The sequence below is a fragment of the Lysobacter solisilvae genome (assembly GCF_016613535.2).
GTDB lineage: Bacteria > Pseudomonadota > Gammaproteobacteria > Xanthomonadales > Xanthomonadaceae > Agrilutibacter > Agrilutibacter solisilvae.
In genome coordinates, this window is record NZ_CP071518.1 from 470,849 (window position 1) to 488,098 (window position 17,250).

Genomic DNA, 17,250 nt, shown 5'->3' on the forward strand with positions numbered 1-17,250 from the left:
CGCCGGGAAACGTCCGTTTCCCTGTTCCCCGTCCCGCGGTCCCGCCTTGGCCATCAATACTCTGGCGCGAAGAACTCGTTGCCGTGCATGTCCACCAGTTCCAGCGCACGGCCGCCACCGCGGGCCACGCAGGTCAGCGGGTCGTCCGCCACCTGCACGTGCAGGCCGGTTTCCTCGCTGATCAGGCGGTCCAGGTCGCGCAGCAGCGCGCCGCCGCCAGTGAGCACGATGCCGCGCTCGGCGACGTCGGCGCACAGTTCCGGCGGGGTCTGCTCGAGGGCCAGGCGGATGGCCGCCACGATCCCGGACAGCGGTTCGCGCAGGGCTTCGTGGACCTCGTTGGCATTGAGCTTGACCATCTTCGGCACGCCCTCGGCCAGGTTGCGGCCGGAGACTTCCATGGCGCGCGGGTCCTTCTGCGGCACCGCGCAGCCGATCTCGAGCTTGATGCGCTCGGCGGTGGTCTCGCCGATCAGGGTGCCGTAGGTGCGGCGGACGTAGCTGATGATGGCCTCGTCGAAGCGGTCGCCGCCGATGCGGACCGACTGCGAGTAGACGATGCCGTTGAGGGCGATCACCGCCACCTCGGTGGTGCCGCCGCCGATGTCGACCACCATCGAGCCACGGGCCTCGGTCACCGGCATGCCGGCGCCGATGGCGGCCGCCATGGGCTCCTCGATCAGGTAGACCTCGCGGGCGCCGGCCTCTTCGGCCGATTCCTTGATCGCGCGGCGCTCGACCTGGGTCGAGCCGCAGGGCACGCAGACCAGCACGCGGGGGCTGGGACGCAGGAAGCGCGACTTGTGCACCTTGCGGATGAAGTGCTTGAGCATTTCCTCGGTGTAGGTGAAGTCGGCGATGACGCCGTCCTTCATCGGCCGGATCGTGCTGATGTGGCCCGGGGTGCGGCCGAGCATCTGCTTGGCCTCCGCGCCGACCGCCGCCACGGAGCGGTTGCCGCCGATCACGCGGTCCTGGCGCACCGCGACCACGGACGGCTCGTTCAGCACGATTCCCTGCCCGCGGACATAGATGAGGGTGTTGGCCGTGCCCAGGTCGATGGACAGGTCATTGGAGAACATGCCGCGAAACTTCTTGAACATCAGGAAATCAGCCGTTTCTGCCGGGGGGAGGGGGGCACGAGTGAGCCCGGTAGACTACGCCTGGCCCCTTGTCCAAACAAGGAATTTCTCCGCAGAAACGGGCATTCCGCAGCCCCCGCGGCTGGCCCGATCCCGGTTCAGCGGCTACCCTACCCGCCGCACGGCCGCTGGCGGCCCCGGGGCAGCCCGGCCCGCCCTTCACCCCTGCCCCGCGCCGGGGCCCGACACCCACCCAACCCAGGACCCTCCTGCCGATGTCAGCCCTGATCTGCGGCTCGCTGGCCTACGACACCATCATGGTGTTCCCGGACCAGTTCAAGAACCACATCCTCCCGGACAAGGTGCACATCCTCAACGTGTCCTTCCTGGTGCCGCGGATGCGCCGCGAATTCGGCGGCTGCGCCGGCAACATCGCCTACAACCTCAAGCTGCTGGGCGGCGACCCGATCCCGATGGCCACGGTCGGCCAGGACTTCGGTCCCTACCGCGACTGGTTCGCCGAGCAGGCCATCCCGCTCGACCATGTGAAGGTGATCGACGAGCTGTTCACGCCGCAGGCGTTCATCACCACCGACCACGACAACAACCAGATCACCGCCTTCCACCCGGGCGCGATGATGCGTTCCTACGAGAACCACGTGCGCGACGTGCCGGGCGTCACCTTCGGCATCGTCAGCCCCGACGGGCGTGAAGGCATGCTGCAGAACGCGAAGGAATTCGCGGAGGCCGGCATCCCCTTCATCTTCGATCCCGGCCAGGCGATGCCGCTGTTCAACGGCGCCGAACTGCGCGAGTTCATCGACCTGGCGCAATACGTCACGGTCAACGACTACGAATCCAATCTGCTGCAGGAACGCACCGGCTGGGACGAGAAGGAAATCGCCGCCAAGGTGAAGGCCTACATCACCACGCGCGGCCCGCAGGGCGCGCTGATCTACGCCGACGGCAAGCTCCACGACATCCCGCCGGCCCACGAGCGCCGCGTCACCGATCCGACCGGTTGCGGCGACGCGTTCCGCGCCGGCCTGATCTTCGGCATCGAGAAGGGCTACGACTGGACCACGATCGGCCGCATCGGCAACCTGATGGGCGCGCTGAAGGTGGAACACCCCGGCACGCAGAACCAGCGCTTCGATTACGAAGAATTCGCCGAGCAGTTCAAGCAGCAGTTCGGCTACGCGTTGTGAGGGCCCGGGCCCGCGGCCTGGCAGGACTGCTCCTGCTGGCGGCGGGCCATTTGGCCTGGGCGCAGGAAACGGTCACGCCGCCCGCCGCGGCGCATGACCCCTCGCGGTTGGACGTCGCGGTGCGCCACGCGGTGGCCGAGTTGACCGATATCGTCGCGCGGCGCGATCTCGACGGCTTCAGGCAGCACCTGCGTGCCGACGCGAACATCAGCTTCGGCGGCGACGTCGGGCCGCAGGGCCTGGACCTGGTCTGGGAACCCACGCAATCGGACACGAAGCTGTGGCGGGCGCTGCAAGAAATCCTCGCGCTCGGCGGCGTGCAGGAAACCGACGAATACGGCACGCCACAGTGGTGCGCGCCCTCGCCTGCCTGCGTCGATGTCACAGCCGACCCCGCGCTCACCGGTTACGACGTGGTCGTGGTCACCGGCACCGGCGTCGCGGTGCGCGCACGTCCCGCCGCGGACGCGCCCGTGCTGGGGCGCGCCAGCCATCGCACGCTGGTGCTGGCCGACGACAACTTCGCCCAGGGCGCTCAGGACTGGTGGGCCGTCCAATGGCAGGGCCGCACCGGCTACGTGCGCGGCGACCTGGCGCGCTCGCCGGTCGACCAGCGCATCGCCCTGCGCGTGGATGCGCGGGGATGGTCGGTGGTCTACTTCGTCGCCGGCGACTAGCCGGCCATGGCGCGCGCGGCGCGCTTTTTCGAGTCCGCCCGCGGACCGCGGACACTGCTGGATGGGCCGGACGGCCCGGAGGTAACAGGGATGTGGCTTCGAAATGGGCGTTCAGATCGTTGCTGCATGACGTGGCCGCGCCTGCGCGGCCGGGGGCCCGCAATCCGGCGTTCCGCGACCTGGGTCCTGGCGGGCCTGCTTGCGGTCCTGCTGCCGCCCGCGCACGCACACGCCTCGCCGACATTGCACGTACAGGTCGAGCAGGCGCTGCGTGAAACCGGTACGCCCGGCGCCGTCTGGGCCACGGTCGACCGCGACGGCCGCATCCACGCCGACGCGGCCGGTCTGCGGCACGCGCCCAGTGCCGCCCGCATGCGCGTCGACGACAAGGTGCACGTGGGGTCGGTCACCAAGACGCTGATCGCCACCGGGCTGCTGCAGCTGGCCAGCGCCGGCCGCGTGGACCTGGACGCTCCGCTCGTGCGCTACCTGCCCGGGCTGGTGCTGCGCAATCCCTCGCCAGCCACTCCGGTACGCGTGCGCCACCTGCTCGACCACACCGCCGGGCTCGACGACATGCGCCTGTGGCAGTTGTTCAGCACGCGCGCCACGCCCGATTCACCGCTGAGCGACGCGTTCACCCGCGATCCCTCGGTGCTGGCGCTGCGCTCGCGCCCGGGGGCGCGCGCGTCCTACTCGAACATGGGCTACACGCTGGCGGCGATGGTGATCGAGTCGGTCACGGGTGAACGCTACGAGGACTGGCTCGATCGCGAGCTGCTGCGTCCGCTGGGCATGACCGACAGCACGTTCCACTTCCGCACCCAGACCAGATCGCCGAGCCTCGACACGCCGGACGTCGATGCCCGCGTCATCCCCAGCCTCCACGACGCCGACCCGCGCCTGGCCTGGGGCCACCTCGACATCCACACGCCGGCCCCCGCCCTGCCCGTCTATCTGCGTCCCGCCGGCCAGTTCACGACCACGGCCCGTGACCTGGCCGTCTTCGCCCGCTTCCTGCTCGGCGATGGCCGCGTCGACGGTCGCCTGCTGGTGCGCACGGACCTGCTGCGCGCGATGGGAAATGCGACCACGACGCAGGCCGCCCGCGCCGGCCTGCAGGCCGGCTACGCACTCGGCCTGCGGCGCCGCGACCGCCACGGCGTGGTGGGCCTGTGCCACGACGGGAGCGTGGTCGGCTTCCACGCCATGCTCTGCCTGTTCCCCGAAGCGCGCGGCGGTGGCAGGGCATTCGTGACCGTGCAGAACGTCGACGGCGATGGCGTCGACACTGCACGCTTCGACGCCCTGCTCATCCGTGCGCTGGACATTCCCTTTCCACCGCCGGTGCCGGCGCAGGCCGCCCCCGCCGACGTGCGCGCATGGGAGGGCTACTACGTGCCGGCGCCGAACCGTTTCGCCGCCTTCGCCTACCTGGACTACATCTTCGACCGGTCACACCTGTCCTGGGACGGCGCGGCATTTCGCCTGGCGCCCCTGCAGGGGCCCGTGCGCACGCTCTCGCCCGCGGGCGGGCGACGCCTCGTCGCGCACGACCGGCGCACGCCCTCGCACGTGCTGATGATCGATGCAGACGACGGCCGGCTGCTCGGCGACGGCATGCGCACCTGGCGCCGCGTGGACGTGCGCACCCACGGCCTGGTGGCGGCCAGCCTGGTGTTCGGGCTTGCTGGCCTGCTGTGGTTCCTGGTCGTGGTGCCGGTACGCGCCCTCGTGGGCCGCGAACGCCTGCGCGCACCGGGCGTCGCTGCGGCCTGGCTGCTGGCGGCGCCGGCACCGGCGTTCCTGCTCCAGAGCTACGTGCAGCTGGGCGACCGGACCGTCGCCAGCCTGGCGCTGTACGCGGCCACCGCCGCGCTGCCCGCCCTGATGGCCTGGCAGGCCTGGCGCAGCCTGCGCCATCGCGACGGCCTGGCACGCGGGCGCGTCAGTCTCGTGGCCGCGCTGGCAGTCCTGCAGTGGTGTGCCGTGCTGATCGCCTGGGACATGCTGCCCTTCGCGCTCTGGCGCTGACGCGCGCGCCGGCTACATCACGTGCGCCAGCCACAGCAGTTCGGGCTGGGCGAGCTTCTCGAACTCTTCGTAGGGCATGCGCACCGCATCGGTGTGCGAGCCGGCGTTGAAGGCGATTTCCGGCTGCTGCGCCAGGCGGGAGTCGACGTACACCGGCATGCCATAGAGGTGGCCGAACGGCGGCATCGCACCGAGCTCGCAATCAGGGAAGGCGTCGCTGAATTCGGTTTCGCCCGCCAGTTCGACCATGCCGCCGCCCAGCGCGCGCGACAGGCGGGTCAGGTCGATGCGGTAGGAGGCGGGCATCACCATCATCGCGAGCCTGCCGTCGACCTTGAGCATCACGGTCTTGGCGAACTGCTGGCGCGCCACGTGCGCGGCGGCGGCGGTTTCGTGTGCGGTGACGGTGCGGTCGTGCACCAGCGTCTCGTACGGCGCGTGGCGCTCGTCGAGCAGATTATGCAGGCGTGGGGAAAGCATGACTGCCTCCGCGAGGCATCCGCCGGTCATCCCTCGCGGCGGCGCCGCTGTGGACGTGGCGCACGCGTCCTGCGTCACGCCCTTTCGGCGCTGCAGCCCACCGGGGCGCTGCTGGAACGCCGACGGGGAAACCTTACTCCTGTGCTGTCGGGGTTGCGTTAACCCACCGTGGTGACACCGGCGGGCGCGGCGCGCGCAACGGATGCGCGCGCCCCCCGCTTTCACCACTTGGGTGTGGCCTTCACCACTTCGGCATCTTCGCCGGATCCAGGCCGCCGACTTCGAACACGGCGGTGCGCTTGCCGCCGGCGCGCACCGGGAACTCGATCGCCATCGTCTTCGCGTTCCTGGCGTGCTTCCACAACGCGGCCTCGTCCTCGATGAACATCGCGATGGCCTCGTCGGTCTTGGGGCGCGAGGCCGCCATGGCGCGGGGCGCCTGGTCGTCCAGCGTGACCTGCACGCGGCAGCCGCCATAGCAGTCGAAGTCGCCGTTCTCGAGCACCAGGTAACTGCTGCGGCCCCAATCGGGATGGTCGCGGAAGATCAGGCGCACCGGCTGTTCGGCGCCCCCGCCGGTATCCACCGCAGCCTTGGAATAGATCGCGGCCGACCGCTGGTCGCCCCCCTTCACCGGCTGGGTGAGGTAGTCCCACAGCGCGGCGGTCCTGAGGGTTTCGCGTGCGGCCAGCGCCTTGGCCTTGGCTTCCTCGTACTGCGGCCGGATCCGCGCGGTCACCGGACTGTCGGGATGCAATTGCACCAGTTCCTCGCCCAGGGCGGCCGCCAGGTCCCACTTGCCCTGCCGGTAGTGGCCGTCGAAGGCGGTGCCCAGCTCCTGCGCCTGGCCTTCCTTGGCGGCCACCTGGGTGGTGGTGCCCGATGGAGCCTTGGGCGTGTCGGCAGGCTGGCAGGCCGCGAGGGTTGCCGCCAGGGCAAGCGCGGACAGGTGGAGCGAGGCGGTTCGGGGGGTGGTCTTCGATGCGGTCATGGAGACTTCCGATCAGGGTGTGGGGACGCGGGGGGCGAGGCGGCCGGCACAGCCGCGGGCGCTGTCGCGATCAGCGCATCGACGGCCTGCGCGACTTCGTCGGGGCGTTCGACCAGCGACATGTGGCCGCAGCCGTCGAGCAGCACCTGGCGCGTGCGCGCGATCCGCGCAGCGTACAGTCCCGCCGCGCTCGGATCGATCACGCGGTCCTGCCGGCACCACAGCAGCAAAGTGGGCTGGGCGATCCTGCGCGCCAGCGCTCCGGGCAGCAGCGCCGCGTCGCCCCGGCCGATGCGGTCGAGCACCTGCTGTTCGAACGCGCCGTCGTGCCGGCGGTGGGCGATGAATCCGCGGGACGCGGGCCAGGGAATGCGCGGCCGCGCGGCGGGATCGTGGAACAGGATGTCGAGGTAGTTCGACAGCGAGGCTTGGTCCGCCACGCCGAAGGGATTGCGTCCGGCGACCACGTCCCGGCCGAAGGCGTTGTCGCGGAAGCGGACACCCGACGCCGCCAGCAAGCCCAGCGCCCGCACATCATCGGGATACCGGGCCGCCACGACCGCGGCGATGCCGCCGCCCATCGAATGGCCCAGCAGCACCACGGGGGTGCGCACACCGCGCGCCTGCAGGAAGGCGTGCACGCGCTGCGCCTGGGCGGCGTAGCCGTAGTCCTGCCCGTCCCGCCGCTCGCTCGCGCCCCATCCGGGCAGGTCGGGGATCAGCAGCCGGTACCGCCCATGCAACCGGCGCGCCAGCGGGTACCAGTTCTCCTTGCTGCCGGTGTAGCCATGCAGCATGACCACCGTCGGCGCATCGGCCGGGGCGTCGTCGCTGTACGCATACGACCAGCGATGTCCCGCGGCACGCATGCTGTCCGCCGACAGGCCGGCGACGAGGCGCTGGCGGCCGTACTCCAGCTGCACGAGCCGGTACGGATCGAGCGCCACCGCCGTCACGGCCGCCGCAAGCAGTACGGCCGCCACGAGGGCGGCCGCATGCAGGGAACTTCGAAGGCGCATTGCGCGCGACAGCCGGGACGCAGTCTGATTACGGCTGCGTCGGCTTGCCGCCCGCGGCCTCGGCGATGGTGGCCTCCACCGTGGTGCTGGTGATCGGGTGGTAGCCCGGACGCGCCTTGGCGAACGTGTCCTGGGCGAGCTTGAGCCCGGCGGGCGTCTTCACCAGTTCCTTGTAGGTCGGGATGATCAGCTTGCGCCGGCCCACGCGCTGCAGGAATGCGGAGATGGCCTCATTGGCGGCGGTGTAGCCGCTGCGCACCGCCAGCGGATACCAGCGCTGCGCGATCTCGCCATTGGGCGTGCCGGTGAAGTGGTACGCCGCGTCGAGCGCCGCCAACTGCTCCTGGGCCAGCGTCTTGGGCATGCCTTCGATGAAATGCACCCATTCCTGCGTCGTCCACTTGCCGGTAAGGGACGCAGCCGGCAGCGAGCCGGTGTCGAGCCACACCTTGCGCGCGGCATCGACCGCGTCGAAGCGCGCCGACAACACCTGCGGCGCCGTCGACGGCACGCCGGGCTCGTACAGCCAGGCGTCGAACTCGGCCTGGGTGACCTTGCCCGGATACTTGTCGAGCAGGTTCGCCTTCGCGTAATCGGCGAACTGCTTCGAGGAAATCGACTGGAAGGCGAAGTGGTCGAAGTACCCGCGCAGGAAGGCATCGAACTCCGCCCGGCCGATGCGCTGCTCCAGGAACTGCATGAACCATGCGCCCTTGGTGTAGACCGTCGAACTCAGGTTCTCGTCCGGATCCTTGAGCACGCCCGGCTTGACCGCCAGCGCCTGCAACGCGGTGTTCTCCGGCGTGAACTCCTCCTTCAGCTCGTTGCGTTCGATCACGCTTTCCATGTCGGCGCGCTCGCGGCCGTACAGGTCCTCGATGATGCGGTTCTCGACATAGCTGGTGACGCCTTCGTTGAGCCAGGCATCCTTGGCCGTCGAGAAGGTCACCAGGTTGCCGGACCAGCTGTGCGCCAACTCGTGCGCGATCAGTGCCACCAGCGACTTGTCACCCACGATCACGGTGGGCGTGAGGAAGGTCATGCGCGGGTTTTCCATGCCGCCGTACGGGAACGACGGCGGCAGCAGCAGCATGTCGTAGCGGTCCCAGCGGTACGGGCCGTACAGCTTCTCGGTGGTGTCGATCATCTTCTCGGTGTCGGCGAACTCGGCCACCGCCTTGTCCACCGCGGTCGGTTCGGCCCACACGCCGCTGCGCGGACCGACCGGCTTGAACACCAGGTCGCCGGCGCCGATGGCCAGCAGGTAGGACGGGATCGGCTGCGGCATCTTGAAGCTGTAGTCACCGTCGCGCGCGGCCTTGGGATCGGTGTCGGCGCTCATCACCACCATCGTGTCCTTCGGTGCGAGGACGTGGGCGGTGTAGGTGAAGCGCACGCTCGGCGTGTCCTGCAACGGCACCCAGGAGCGGGCATGGATCTGCTGCGACTGGCTGAACATGAAGGGCGTCTTCTTGCCCTCGGTCATCGCCGCGGTCAGCCACTGCAGGCCCGAGGCCTCGGGCGAGGTGGCGTAGGTGATGCGCACGCGCGCGTTGCGCTGGGGCATCTGCACGGTCAGCTTGCTGCCCAGCAACGGGTCGCGCGGCGCCAGTTCGAACTTGAGGTCTTCCCACTTGCCGTCGGCGCGCTCGCCCAGCACTTTCTCGATGGCCAGGTCGCGGGTGTCGAGCACGAGCTGCGTGGCGCCCTTGTCCAGCCAGTCCAGCGCGAGCGTGGCGCTGCCGGCGAGCTGCTTCTTGTCGAAGTCCAGCTTCAGTTCGAGCGCCAGGTCCTTGACCTTGACCTTGTCCGGCTGCGCGTAGGAGTGCTCGTCGATGCGCGCCTGGGCGTCCGCGGCGGTGGCGGGCGCGGTCGACGCGGTCGGGGCCGTGTCGGCCGGGGTGGTGGCGTCCTTCTTGCAGCCGGCGGTCATGGCGAGCGCGAGGGCCAGGCAGATCGTCAGGGGTGTGTGGCGCATGAGGGGTCCGGCAGGATGGAAAGCGCCGAGTTTAGCGCCACCCCGCCGCCCGGCGTCATGCCGATCGGGCCAGCTCGGCGTGGCCGCCGTCGTCGCACACCAGGGCCCCGCCGCCCCGCGCCTTGGCCTTGTACATCGCCGCATCCGCCTCGCGGTACAGCTGCAGGGCGTCCAGCCCGGGCCGGAAGTGCGCGCAGCCCACGCTCACCCGGATCGGCACGCCGTCCCGGTCGGCGATGGCCAAGCGGCGCAGCCACCGGTGGACCGCCTGGGTGGCGGCCGCGTGCTCGGCGTGCACGCCGACCAGGAACTCGTCGCCACCCCAGCGGCCGATCCAGCCGTCGCCATCGAGCCAGCCGCGCGCACTCGTCACCAGGTCGACCAGCAGCGCATCACCCGCGGCATGGCCCAGTTCGTCATTGACCGGCTTGAGGTTGTCCACGTCGATGACGTAGAGCATGAATGAGCCCGCCTGCTCCCTATCGGTCAGATTTCTTTCGGCGTGCTCCCGTCCGGCGTGCTCCCGTCCGGCATGCTCCCGTTCGGCGTGCCCGCGTTCGGCATGAAGGCGTTCGGCCCGTTCCACGCTGGCCTGCAGAGCGCGATCCGTGCCGCGCCGGCTCAGCGCGCCCGTCAGCGGATCTTCGAGGGCGACACGCTCGAGCTCACGCATGCCGCTGTCGATCTCGCGCAGGCCGCAGTTGATGCCCCGCATGAGCATGCCGACTTCGTCCCCGCCGACCTCGGGCAGGTTCGGCAAGCGGTGCTCGCGGTAATAGTCATGGACGACCTCGGCCATCAGCCGCAGCGGCGACAGCAGCTGGTACACCAGCACCATCGCCACCACGCCACCGACGAGCGTGGCACCCAGCGCGACAATGGAACCGGCCAGCAGGCGCTCGGGCGCCGCGCCGTTGTGGGTCATCAGCCACACCACAAGCGCCGCAAGGGGTGCGACCGTGCAGCCGACCATCACCGCCATCAGCTTTGCGCGGAACGATCGGGGAAACACTCGGGAAAAAGCGCGGTACACCCCGAGTCCGGCCATGGTGTGACTCCGTCCCGGGAGATGTTCCACAACTTACGGCAAAGCCGGTCATGGACGCCGCGACAAACCTGACTCCGCGCCGGCCAGCTCGACCGTAGCGGGCGCTAGACGCGGTAGCCGGTATGGATCGCCACGATGCCGGCCGACAGGTTGCGATAGCCGCAGCGCGCGAAGCCGGCCGCCTCCATCATGGCGCGCAGCTCATCCTGGGGCGGATGCTTGCGGATCGATTCGGCCAGGTACTGGTAACTGTCGGCGTCGCCGGCGAACAGCCTGCCCAGCTTGGGCAGGATGTTGAACGAATGGAAGTCGTAGATCGGCTTGAACCAGTCGGCCTTGACCTCCGAGAACTCCAGCACGCGGGCCTGCCCGCCGACCTTGAGCACGCGGTGCATCTCGCGCAGCGCGGCGTCCTTGTCGGTGACGTTGCGCAGGCCGAAGGCGATGGTCACCAGGTCGAAGCTGGCGTCGGGAAACGGCAGCGCCTGCGCGTTGCACTCGACGAATTCGATCCCGGCCACGACGCCCCGGTCGATCATTCGATCCCGGCCCACCTTGAGCATCTCGCCATTGATGTCGCCCAGCACGATGCTGCCCTGGACCTGCCCGTCCTGGTCGCGCCGCAGCACGCGGTCACGCAGCAGCAGCGCGATGTCGCCGGTGCCGCCGGCCAAGTCGAGCACGCGGTCGCCACGCTTCACCTGGCAGGTGCCGACGAAATAGCGCTTCCACACCCGGTGGACGCCGAGCGACATCAGGTCGTTCATCAGGTCGTACTTGCCGGCGACCGAGGAGAAGACTTCGCCGACCAGCTTCTGCTTCTCGCCCACGGGCACGTCGCGGAAGCCGAAATGAGTGGTGTCGGGGGTGCGGGTGTCGGGCCGGGAGGTGGGTTCGCTCATGCGGGGATTATCGCATTGCCGACCGCCCCGGCCGCACGGCGTGGCAGGCGCGGCGTGAAAGGGCATCATGGATCGACCGCAACCCGCCACCACGCCCATGCTCGAGACACCAGATTACCGCGCCCTGCTCGCCACAGCCGTCGACGAGGCCCGCCGCGGCCTGGCCGAAGGCGGTATTCCCATCGGCGCGGCGCTGTACGCCGGCGACGGTCGCCTGCTGGGCTGCGGCCACAATCGCCGCGTCCAGGAGGACGACCCCTCGGTGCACGGCGAAACGGACGCGTTCCGCAAGGCCGGCCGGCAGCGCAGCTACCGCAGCACGATCATGGTGACCACGCTGGCCCCGTGCTGGTACTGCAGCGGCCTGGTGCGGCAGTTCAACATCGGCACGGTGGTGGTGGGCGAATCGGTCAACTTCCGCGGCGGCATCGACTGGCTGCGCGAGCACGGCGTGCGGGTGGTCGACCTGGCCGACCCCGAATGCATCGAACTGCTGGGCGGCTGGATCGCCGGGCACCCGCAGCTGTGGAACGAGGATATCGGCGAAGACTGAAGCGGCCTGGCGGGCCGGCGACAGGACGCCGGCCTCGCAACGCAACGCATCGGCTACAGGATGTACCGGCTCAGGTCCGGATCCTTCACCAGCTCGTCCAGTTGCGCGTCGACGTAGGCCCGGTCGATGACGACCGAATCGCCATCGCGGTCGGGGGCTTCGAAGCTGAGCGTGTCCAGCAGGCGCTCCAGCACCGTATGGAGGCGCCGCGCCCCGATGTTTTCCTGGCGGTCGTTGACCTGCGCGGCGATCTCGGCGAGGCGATCGATGGCTTCGGGCTGGAAGCCCAGGGTCACGCCCTCCGTGCGCAGCAGTTCAACGTACTGGGTGATCAGCGCGGCCTTGGGCTCGGTGAGGATGCGGACGAAATCGTCCTTGCTCAGCGCGCCCAGCTCGACCCGGATCGGGAAGCGGCCCTGCAGTTCGGGGATCAGGTCGCTGGGCTTGGCCAGGTGGAAGGCGCCGGAGGCGATGAACAGGATGTGGTCGGTCTTCACCGATCCGTACTTGGTGCTGACCGTCGAACCTTCCACCAGCGGCAGCAGGTCGCGCTGCACGCCTTCGCGGCTGACGTCGCCGCCGACAGTGCCGGCGTCGCTGCGCTTGGCGACCTTGTCGATCTCGTCGATGAAGACGATGCCGTGCTGCTCGCAGGCTTCGATCGCCTCGTCGCGCACGTCGTCCTCGTTGACCAGGCGCCCGGCCTCCTCCTCGATGAGCTGCGCGCGCGCGGCCTTCACCGTGAGCTTGCGCTTGTGCGTCTTGCTGCCGGCCATCTGGGTGAACATCTGGCGCAGCTGTTGGCCCATCTCCTCCATGCCGGGCGGCGCCATGATGTCGACGCCGACGTTCACCGCGAAATCGACGTCCACTTCGCGGTCGTCCAGCGCGCCGCTGCGCAACTGCCGGCGCAGCTTGGTGCGCGTCTTGTCGTCCTCGGCGTCCTGCGCGGCGTGCTCGGCCTGCTGTTCGGCCTGCGGATCGCCCTCGAACCCGAACAGGGTGACGGCGCGACGCGGCAGGAGCACGTCCAAGATGCGGTCCTCGGCGCGATCCTCGGCCTGCGTGCGCACCCGTTGCTTGGCCTGCTCGCGGTACATCTTGACGGCCGTGTCGGCCAGGTCGCGCACGATCTGCTCGACGTCCTTGCCGACGTAGCCGACCTCGGTGAAGCGGGTGGCTTCGACCTTCACGAACGGCGCGTTGGCCAGCGTCGCCAGGCGGCGCGCGATCTCGGTCTTGCCCACGCCGGTCGGACCGATCATGAGGATGTTCTTGGGCATGACCTCGTCGCGCAGTTCCGGGTCCAGCTGCATGCGCCGCCAGCGATTGCGCAGCGCGATGGCGACCGCGCGCTTGGCGGCCTGCTGGCCGACGATGTGGCGGTCGAGTTCCTGCACGATCTCGCGCGGAGTCATGGTGGCGGAAATGGAGTCGGGCTTGGGCATGGGGAAGTTTTTTTCGGAGATGGCGCGGGGGTGGTGGAACGGGAAAGCGGATGCGGGAACCAGGAGATGATCAGCAAAGCCGGAGCCAGCGGCGCAAACCGGGTGGGTCGTCGGAGCATCGCGACGCGGGCGTGAGGGCCTTGCCACGTGCGCGCCCTCCGCCCCGCACCCGATTTCCCGTCAGAGCTCTTCCACCACGATGTTTCGATTGGTGTAGATGCACACGTCGCCCGCGATGTTGAGCGATTCGTTGACGATGGTCCTGGCGTCGAGCTGGGTATGCGCCGCCAGCGCGCGCGCGGCGGACAGCGCGTAAGGGCCGCCGGAACCGATCGCAACGATGCCATCCTCGGGCTCGATGACATCGCCGGTGCCGCCGATGATCAGCGAGGTTTCCTTGTCGGCCACCACCAGCAGTGCCTCGAGCTTGCCCAGGCGGCGTTCGGTGCGCCAATCCTTGGCCAGTTCCACCGCGGCGCGGGTGAGCTGCCCGTACTTGTCCAGCTTGGCCTCGAACAGTTCGAACAGCGTGAACGCATCGGCGGCGGCGCCGGCGAAGCCCGCCAGCACCTGGCCTTCCCGGCCGAGGCGACGCACCTTGCGCGCGTTGGCCTTCATGACCGTGTGTCCGAGCGTGACCTGGCCATCGCCGCCGACGGCGACGCGGCCATCACGGCGTACCGACACGATGGTCGTGGCGTGGATGACGTTGGGGTTGCGACTGGGGTCCATGCGGCCTCCGTTATTTCCCACGACGTGGGGGCGTGGCGGGCGCGTTCAAGCACCGGGGGCCGGAATGGGCCGGCCACGCCACGGCGCGGGCACCCGCGGTCAAGGCCGCTTCAGGCCTTGGCCGGCTTGCGTCGCGCGCGCGGGTGCGCGGCGTCGTAGACCTTGGCCAGGTGCTGGTAGTCCAGGTGCGTGTAGATCTGCGTGGTCGCGATGTCCGCGTGTCCGAGCAGTTCCTGCACGCCACGCAGGTCGCCGGAGGATTCGAGCACGTGGCTGGCAAAGGAGTGGCGCAGCAGGTGCGGATGCACGCGCTTGAACAGGCCTTGCCGCTGCGCCAGCTGGCGGATGCGCAGTTGCACCGCGCGCGGCGTGATGGGGCCACCACCGCGACCGGGAAACACGGGCAGCGCCGAGGTCGCGCCCGTGGACGCACGCCAGTCGTGCAGGGCGCGGCGCGCGTGCGAACCGATCGGTACGCTGCGTTGCTTGCGGCCCTTGCCCAGCACGGTCACCAGGCCGTCGGCCAGGTCGAGGTCGCCCCAGCGCAATGCGCACAGTTCCGACAGGCGCAGTCCGGAGGAATAGAACAGTTCGAGCAGCGCGCGGTCGCGCAGCCCCAGTGGTGCGTCGGTCGGCACTTCGACCAGGGCCTGCGCCTCGTCCGGATCGAGCACCTGGGGCAACTTGCGCGGCGCCTTGGGCGCCCGGACGCCCTGGGCCGGGTTGGCGGCAATCCGGCCGTGCCTGAGCAGCCAGGCGAACAGGCTGCGGCAGGCCGACAGGCGTCGTTGCAGGGACTTGGGCCCCAGGCCCCGCCGGTGCTCGGCGGCGATGAAGCCGCGCAGGCCTTCGGAGTCCAGCGTGGTGAACGGACGACCCTGCGCCTGCACCCAATGGGAGAGCGCGAGGAGGTCGCGGCGATAGGCATCGAGCGTATGCGGCGAGGTCTGCCGCTCCACGCGCAGGTAGGCCAGGAAGCCCTCGATTTCGGGCGGCCCGGTTTCCGGCGGCGCGGTTTCCGGTATTGCGGTTTCGGACGGTATGGCGTCCGCGCCGCGTTCGGCGTCGCGTTCGGCGTCGCGTTCGGCGTCGCGGGCGGCGTCGCCGCTGCCGTGTTCGCTCATGGCGCCGGCGCTGGCGCGCAGCGTGGCTTCACGGGCGCTGGCGCGGCTCACCGGTTGTCCCGGCGCCGAGGAAGGCGTTGCTGCGTGGCGCGGTCAGCGCGCATACCTCGCCAGCGCGGCAGTGAGCGCTTCGCCCATCATGCGCAGGAACAGCGTGCCCATGCCCGGGAAGAACCGGTTGGCGTCGAGGCTGCCCACGGCGACCAGGCCGACGCCGCCCAGCGGCAGCAGCGCGGTGGACTGCACGTCCGGCGCGCGGTCGCCGTAAAGGACCTCGTGCTTCTCCGGCTGCAGCCGGCCGCACAGCGGTTCGCCGTCGGCCAGGCAGTCGCGGAAGCTCTGCAGGCGCGGATCGTCCGCCGCGATGTGCTGCAGCCACGGCGCCTCTTCCAGGCCGGCGACCGGTTCGAACAGCACGACCCGCACCAGGTCGCCGTTGAAGTCCTCGGCCAGGCTGGCGGCCATCGCCCGCAGCGTGTCGGCGGCGTTCTCCTGGCGCATCAGCTGCAGCGTGAGCTGGTGCGTGCGCACCGCCAGGCGCTCGTTCTCCTGCGCGTTGGCGAACAGGTCCTGCAGGCGGCGGGCGAGCTCGCGGTTCTTGTCGCGCAGCACGTCGAGCTGGTAGCTGGCCAGCGACGCGGCCGGACCCTCGTCGCGCGGCACCACCAGGCTCAGGGCGAGGTCAGGGAACTGGCGCAGGAACTGCGGATGCCGGCGCAGCCAGGCGGCCACTTCATGCGCGGAAAGGGTTTCCTGGATCTCGCTCATGCCATCCACTCTCCTTCGAATACGAATGCGGCCGGACCGGCCATGGTGATCGGGGCATCGTCTCGCGGCCAGGCGATGCGCAATTCGCCGCCAGGCAGGGCGATGGCGACGTCACGGTCGATGCGGTCGCGCCGCATCAGCACCGCCGCAGCGGCGCAGGCGCCGCTGCCGCAGGCCAGGGTTTCGCCGACGCCACGCTCGTACACACGCAGGCGCACGCGTCCGCGCGATTCGACCTGGGCGAAGCCCACGTTGACGCTGTCGGGGAATGCGGCGTCGCGCTGCAGGCGGGCGCCCAGGGCGTGCACGGGCGCCGAAGTTGCATCGGCAACCTCGATCACCGCGTGCGGGTTGCCCATCGAAACGGCGCCGAACTCGACGGACTGTCCGTCCACGTCAAGCCGGTAGGTTTCCTGAGCGGCAGTGAACCCCCGTAGTGGAACCTGCTCGGGAGCCCAGCGCGGCACGCCCATGGCGATCCGGTAGGTGCCGTCGGGCAGGCGCGTGACTTCATGCGCGCCGGCGGGGCTGTCGACGGTGAACACCGCGTCGCGCGCGACGCCCTCGCGGACCAGCCACGCCGCCACGCAGCGCGCACCGTTGCCGCACTGGCCGGCGCGGGAACCGTCGGCATTGAAGATGCCGTAGCTGGCCACGGCGTGGGGGCTGCGCGGATCTTCGATGGTCAGGATCTGGTCGCAGCCGACGCCGGTGTGGCGGTCGGCCAGCGCGCGGCAGAGCGCCGGCGCCGGTGCGGGCCGGCCATGGCGCAGGTCGATCACCACGAAATCGTTGCCGGCGCCGTGCATCTTGCTGAAGCGCAGGCGCGACGACGCCGCGTCGGCGGGCGCCGCAGCCCGTGCCGCGGCGCGGACTTCAGCCACCGTCGTCCTCGGCTTCCGGTGTTTCGGGGGCCGGAGTTTCAGGTGCCGGAGTGGGTTCTTCGCCCGTGGTCGGGGCCGGGTCTTCGGCGGCCTGGGTCGCGGCGGCATCGGCTGCGCTTTCGGCCGGCGTGGCCGGCGCATCGGTGGCCGGCACGGTGGCCGGATCCAGCGGCGGCGGCGCGGGCGGCAGTACCAGGGGCCCCTTGTTGCCGCAGCCAGCCAGGGTGGCCAGCACGGCGGCGGTGAGTGCGATTCGGACGATTGCGTTCATGGCCCGAGTATAGCCGGGGCGCGGCGCGCCTCTACCCGTCGCGGGCCGGAC

The 17,250-nt window shown here is 70.1% G+C and carries 17 protein-coding genes; 4 read left to right on the plus strand and 13 right to left on the minus strand.

Annotated features, from left to right (window positions below; translation table 11 throughout):
* Positions 1–53: 53 nt before the first annotated feature.
* On the minus strand, positions 54–1,103 hold the full coding sequence (locus I8J32_RS02105; RefSeq protein ID WP_200615493.1) for a rod shape-determining protein: 1,050 nt from the start codon (positions 1,101–1,103) through the stop codon (positions 54–56).
* 254 nt (positions 1,104–1,357) lie between these two features.
* Here I8J32_RS02105 and I8J32_RS02110 point away from each other — a divergent pair, with 254 nt between their 5' ends.
* From I8J32_RS02110 to I8J32_RS02120, 3 genes are all read left to right on the plus strand, one after another.
* Positions 1,358–2,290, plus strand: coding sequence for a carbohydrate kinase family protein (locus tag I8J32_RS02110; RefSeq protein ID WP_200615491.1), 933 nt, complete (start codon positions 1,358–1,360; stop codon positions 2,288–2,290).
* Entirely contained in the window at positions 2,287–2,967 is a 681-nt protein-coding gene (locus I8J32_RS02115) for a hypothetical protein (RefSeq protein WP_207526733.1), read from the plus strand. The genes I8J32_RS02110 and I8J32_RS02115 overlap by 4 nt, the downstream gene beginning before the upstream one ends.
* A gap of 126 nt (positions 2,968–3,093) precedes the next feature.
* Positions 3,094–5,001 (plus strand): serine hydrolase domain-containing protein, encoded by a 1,908-nt coding sequence (locus tag I8J32_RS02120; protein ID WP_207526734.1) that lies wholly within the window; start codon positions 3,094–3,096, stop codon positions 4,999–5,001.
* A 12-nt stretch (positions 5,002–5,013) separates the two neighbouring features.
* Here I8J32_RS02120 and I8J32_RS02125 read toward each other — a convergent pair whose 3' ends face one another.
* The 6 genes from I8J32_RS02125 to ubiE form a co-directional block, all read right to left on the minus strand.
* Positions 5,014–5,481 carry an aminoacyl-tRNA deacylase gene (locus I8J32_RS02125; protein WP_200615486.1) on the minus strand — a complete coding sequence of 156 codons (468 nt, stop codon included), beginning with the start codon at positions 5,479–5,481 and terminating at the stop codon, positions 5,014–5,016.
* Positions 5,482–5,722: 241 nt separating this feature from the next.
* Positions 5,723–6,472: a hypothetical protein gene (locus I8J32_RS02130; protein ID WP_200615485.1), complete on the minus strand. Its 750-nt coding sequence runs from the start codon at positions 6,470–6,472 to the stop codon at positions 5,723–5,725.
* A complete protein-coding gene (locus I8J32_RS02135) occupies positions 6,469–7,491 on the minus strand; it encodes an alpha/beta fold hydrolase (protein WP_200615483.1) in 1,023 nt (340 codons plus the stop codon). Before I8J32_RS02135 ends, I8J32_RS02130 begins: the two co-directional genes overlap by 4 nt.
* Before the next feature lie 28 nt (positions 7,492–7,519).
* Positions 7,520–9,469 carry a M1 family metallopeptidase gene (locus tag I8J32_RS02140; protein ID WP_200615482.1) on the minus strand — a complete coding sequence of 650 codons (1,950 nt, stop codon included), beginning with the start codon at positions 9,467–9,469 and terminating at the stop codon, positions 7,520–7,522.
* 55 nt (positions 9,470–9,524) lie between these two features.
* Positions 9,525–10,517, minus strand: a complete 993-nt coding sequence (locus I8J32_RS02145; protein ID WP_200615480.1) for a GGDEF domain-containing protein — start codon at positions 10,515–10,517, stop codon at positions 9,525–9,527.
* Between the two features lie 104 nt (positions 10,518–10,621).
* The gene (gene ubiE / locus I8J32_RS02150) at positions 10,622–11,419 is read right to left on the minus strand and encodes a bifunctional demethylmenaquinone methyltransferase/2-methoxy-6-polyprenyl-1,4-benzoquinol methylase UbiE (protein WP_200615478.1); all 798 of its coding nucleotides are present in this window, start codon (positions 11,417–11,419) and stop codon (positions 10,622–10,624) included.
* Positions 11,420–11,516: 97 nt separating this feature from the next.
* Here ubiE and I8J32_RS02155 point away from each other — a divergent pair, with 97 nt between their 5' ends.
* Positions 11,517–11,972, plus strand: coding sequence for a nucleoside deaminase (locus I8J32_RS02155; protein WP_200615601.1), 456 nt, complete (start codon positions 11,517–11,519; stop codon positions 11,970–11,972).
* 53 nt (positions 11,973–12,025) lie between these two features.
* On the opposite strand, the gene hslU is transcribed toward I8J32_RS02155, so the two are convergent.
* The 6 genes from hslU to lptM all read right to left on the minus strand — a co-directional run bounded on the left by hslU (position 12,026) and on the right by lptM (position 17,199).
* Entirely contained in the window at positions 12,026–13,420 is a 1,395-nt protein-coding gene (gene hslU, locus I8J32_RS02160; protein ID WP_245156393.1) for an ATP-dependent protease ATPase subunit HslU, read from the minus strand.
* 180 nt (positions 13,421–13,600) lie between these two features.
* Positions 13,601–14,152 carry an ATP-dependent protease subunit HslV gene (hslV, locus tag I8J32_RS02165; RefSeq protein ID WP_200615477.1) on the minus strand — a complete coding sequence of 184 codons (552 nt, stop codon included), beginning with the start codon at positions 14,150–14,152 and terminating at the stop codon, positions 13,601–13,603.
* 110 nt (positions 14,153–14,262) lie between these two features.
* Complete coding sequence (xerC, locus tag I8J32_RS02170) at positions 14,263–15,177, minus strand: tyrosine recombinase XerC (protein ID WP_407061002.1); 915 nt, start codon at positions 15,175–15,177, stop codon at positions 14,263–14,265.
* Positions 15,178–15,369: 192 nt separating this feature from the next.
* Positions 15,370–16,044, minus strand: a complete 675-nt coding sequence (locus tag I8J32_RS02175; RefSeq protein ID WP_200615475.1) for a DUF484 family protein — start codon at positions 16,042–16,044, stop codon at positions 15,370–15,372.
* Positions 16,041–16,853 carry a diaminopimelate epimerase gene (dapF, locus tag I8J32_RS02180; RefSeq protein ID WP_245156470.1) on the minus strand — a complete coding sequence of 271 codons (813 nt, stop codon included), beginning with the start codon at positions 16,851–16,853 and terminating at the stop codon, positions 16,041–16,043. The genes I8J32_RS02175 and dapF overlap by 4 nt, the downstream gene beginning before the upstream one ends.
* 67 nt (positions 16,854–16,920) lie before the next feature.
* Positions 16,921–17,199, minus strand: coding sequence for an LPS translocon maturation chaperone LptM (lptM, locus tag I8J32_RS17450; protein WP_245156395.1), 279 nt, complete (start codon positions 17,197–17,199; stop codon positions 16,921–16,923).
* Positions 17,200–17,250 lie beyond the last annotated feature (51 nt).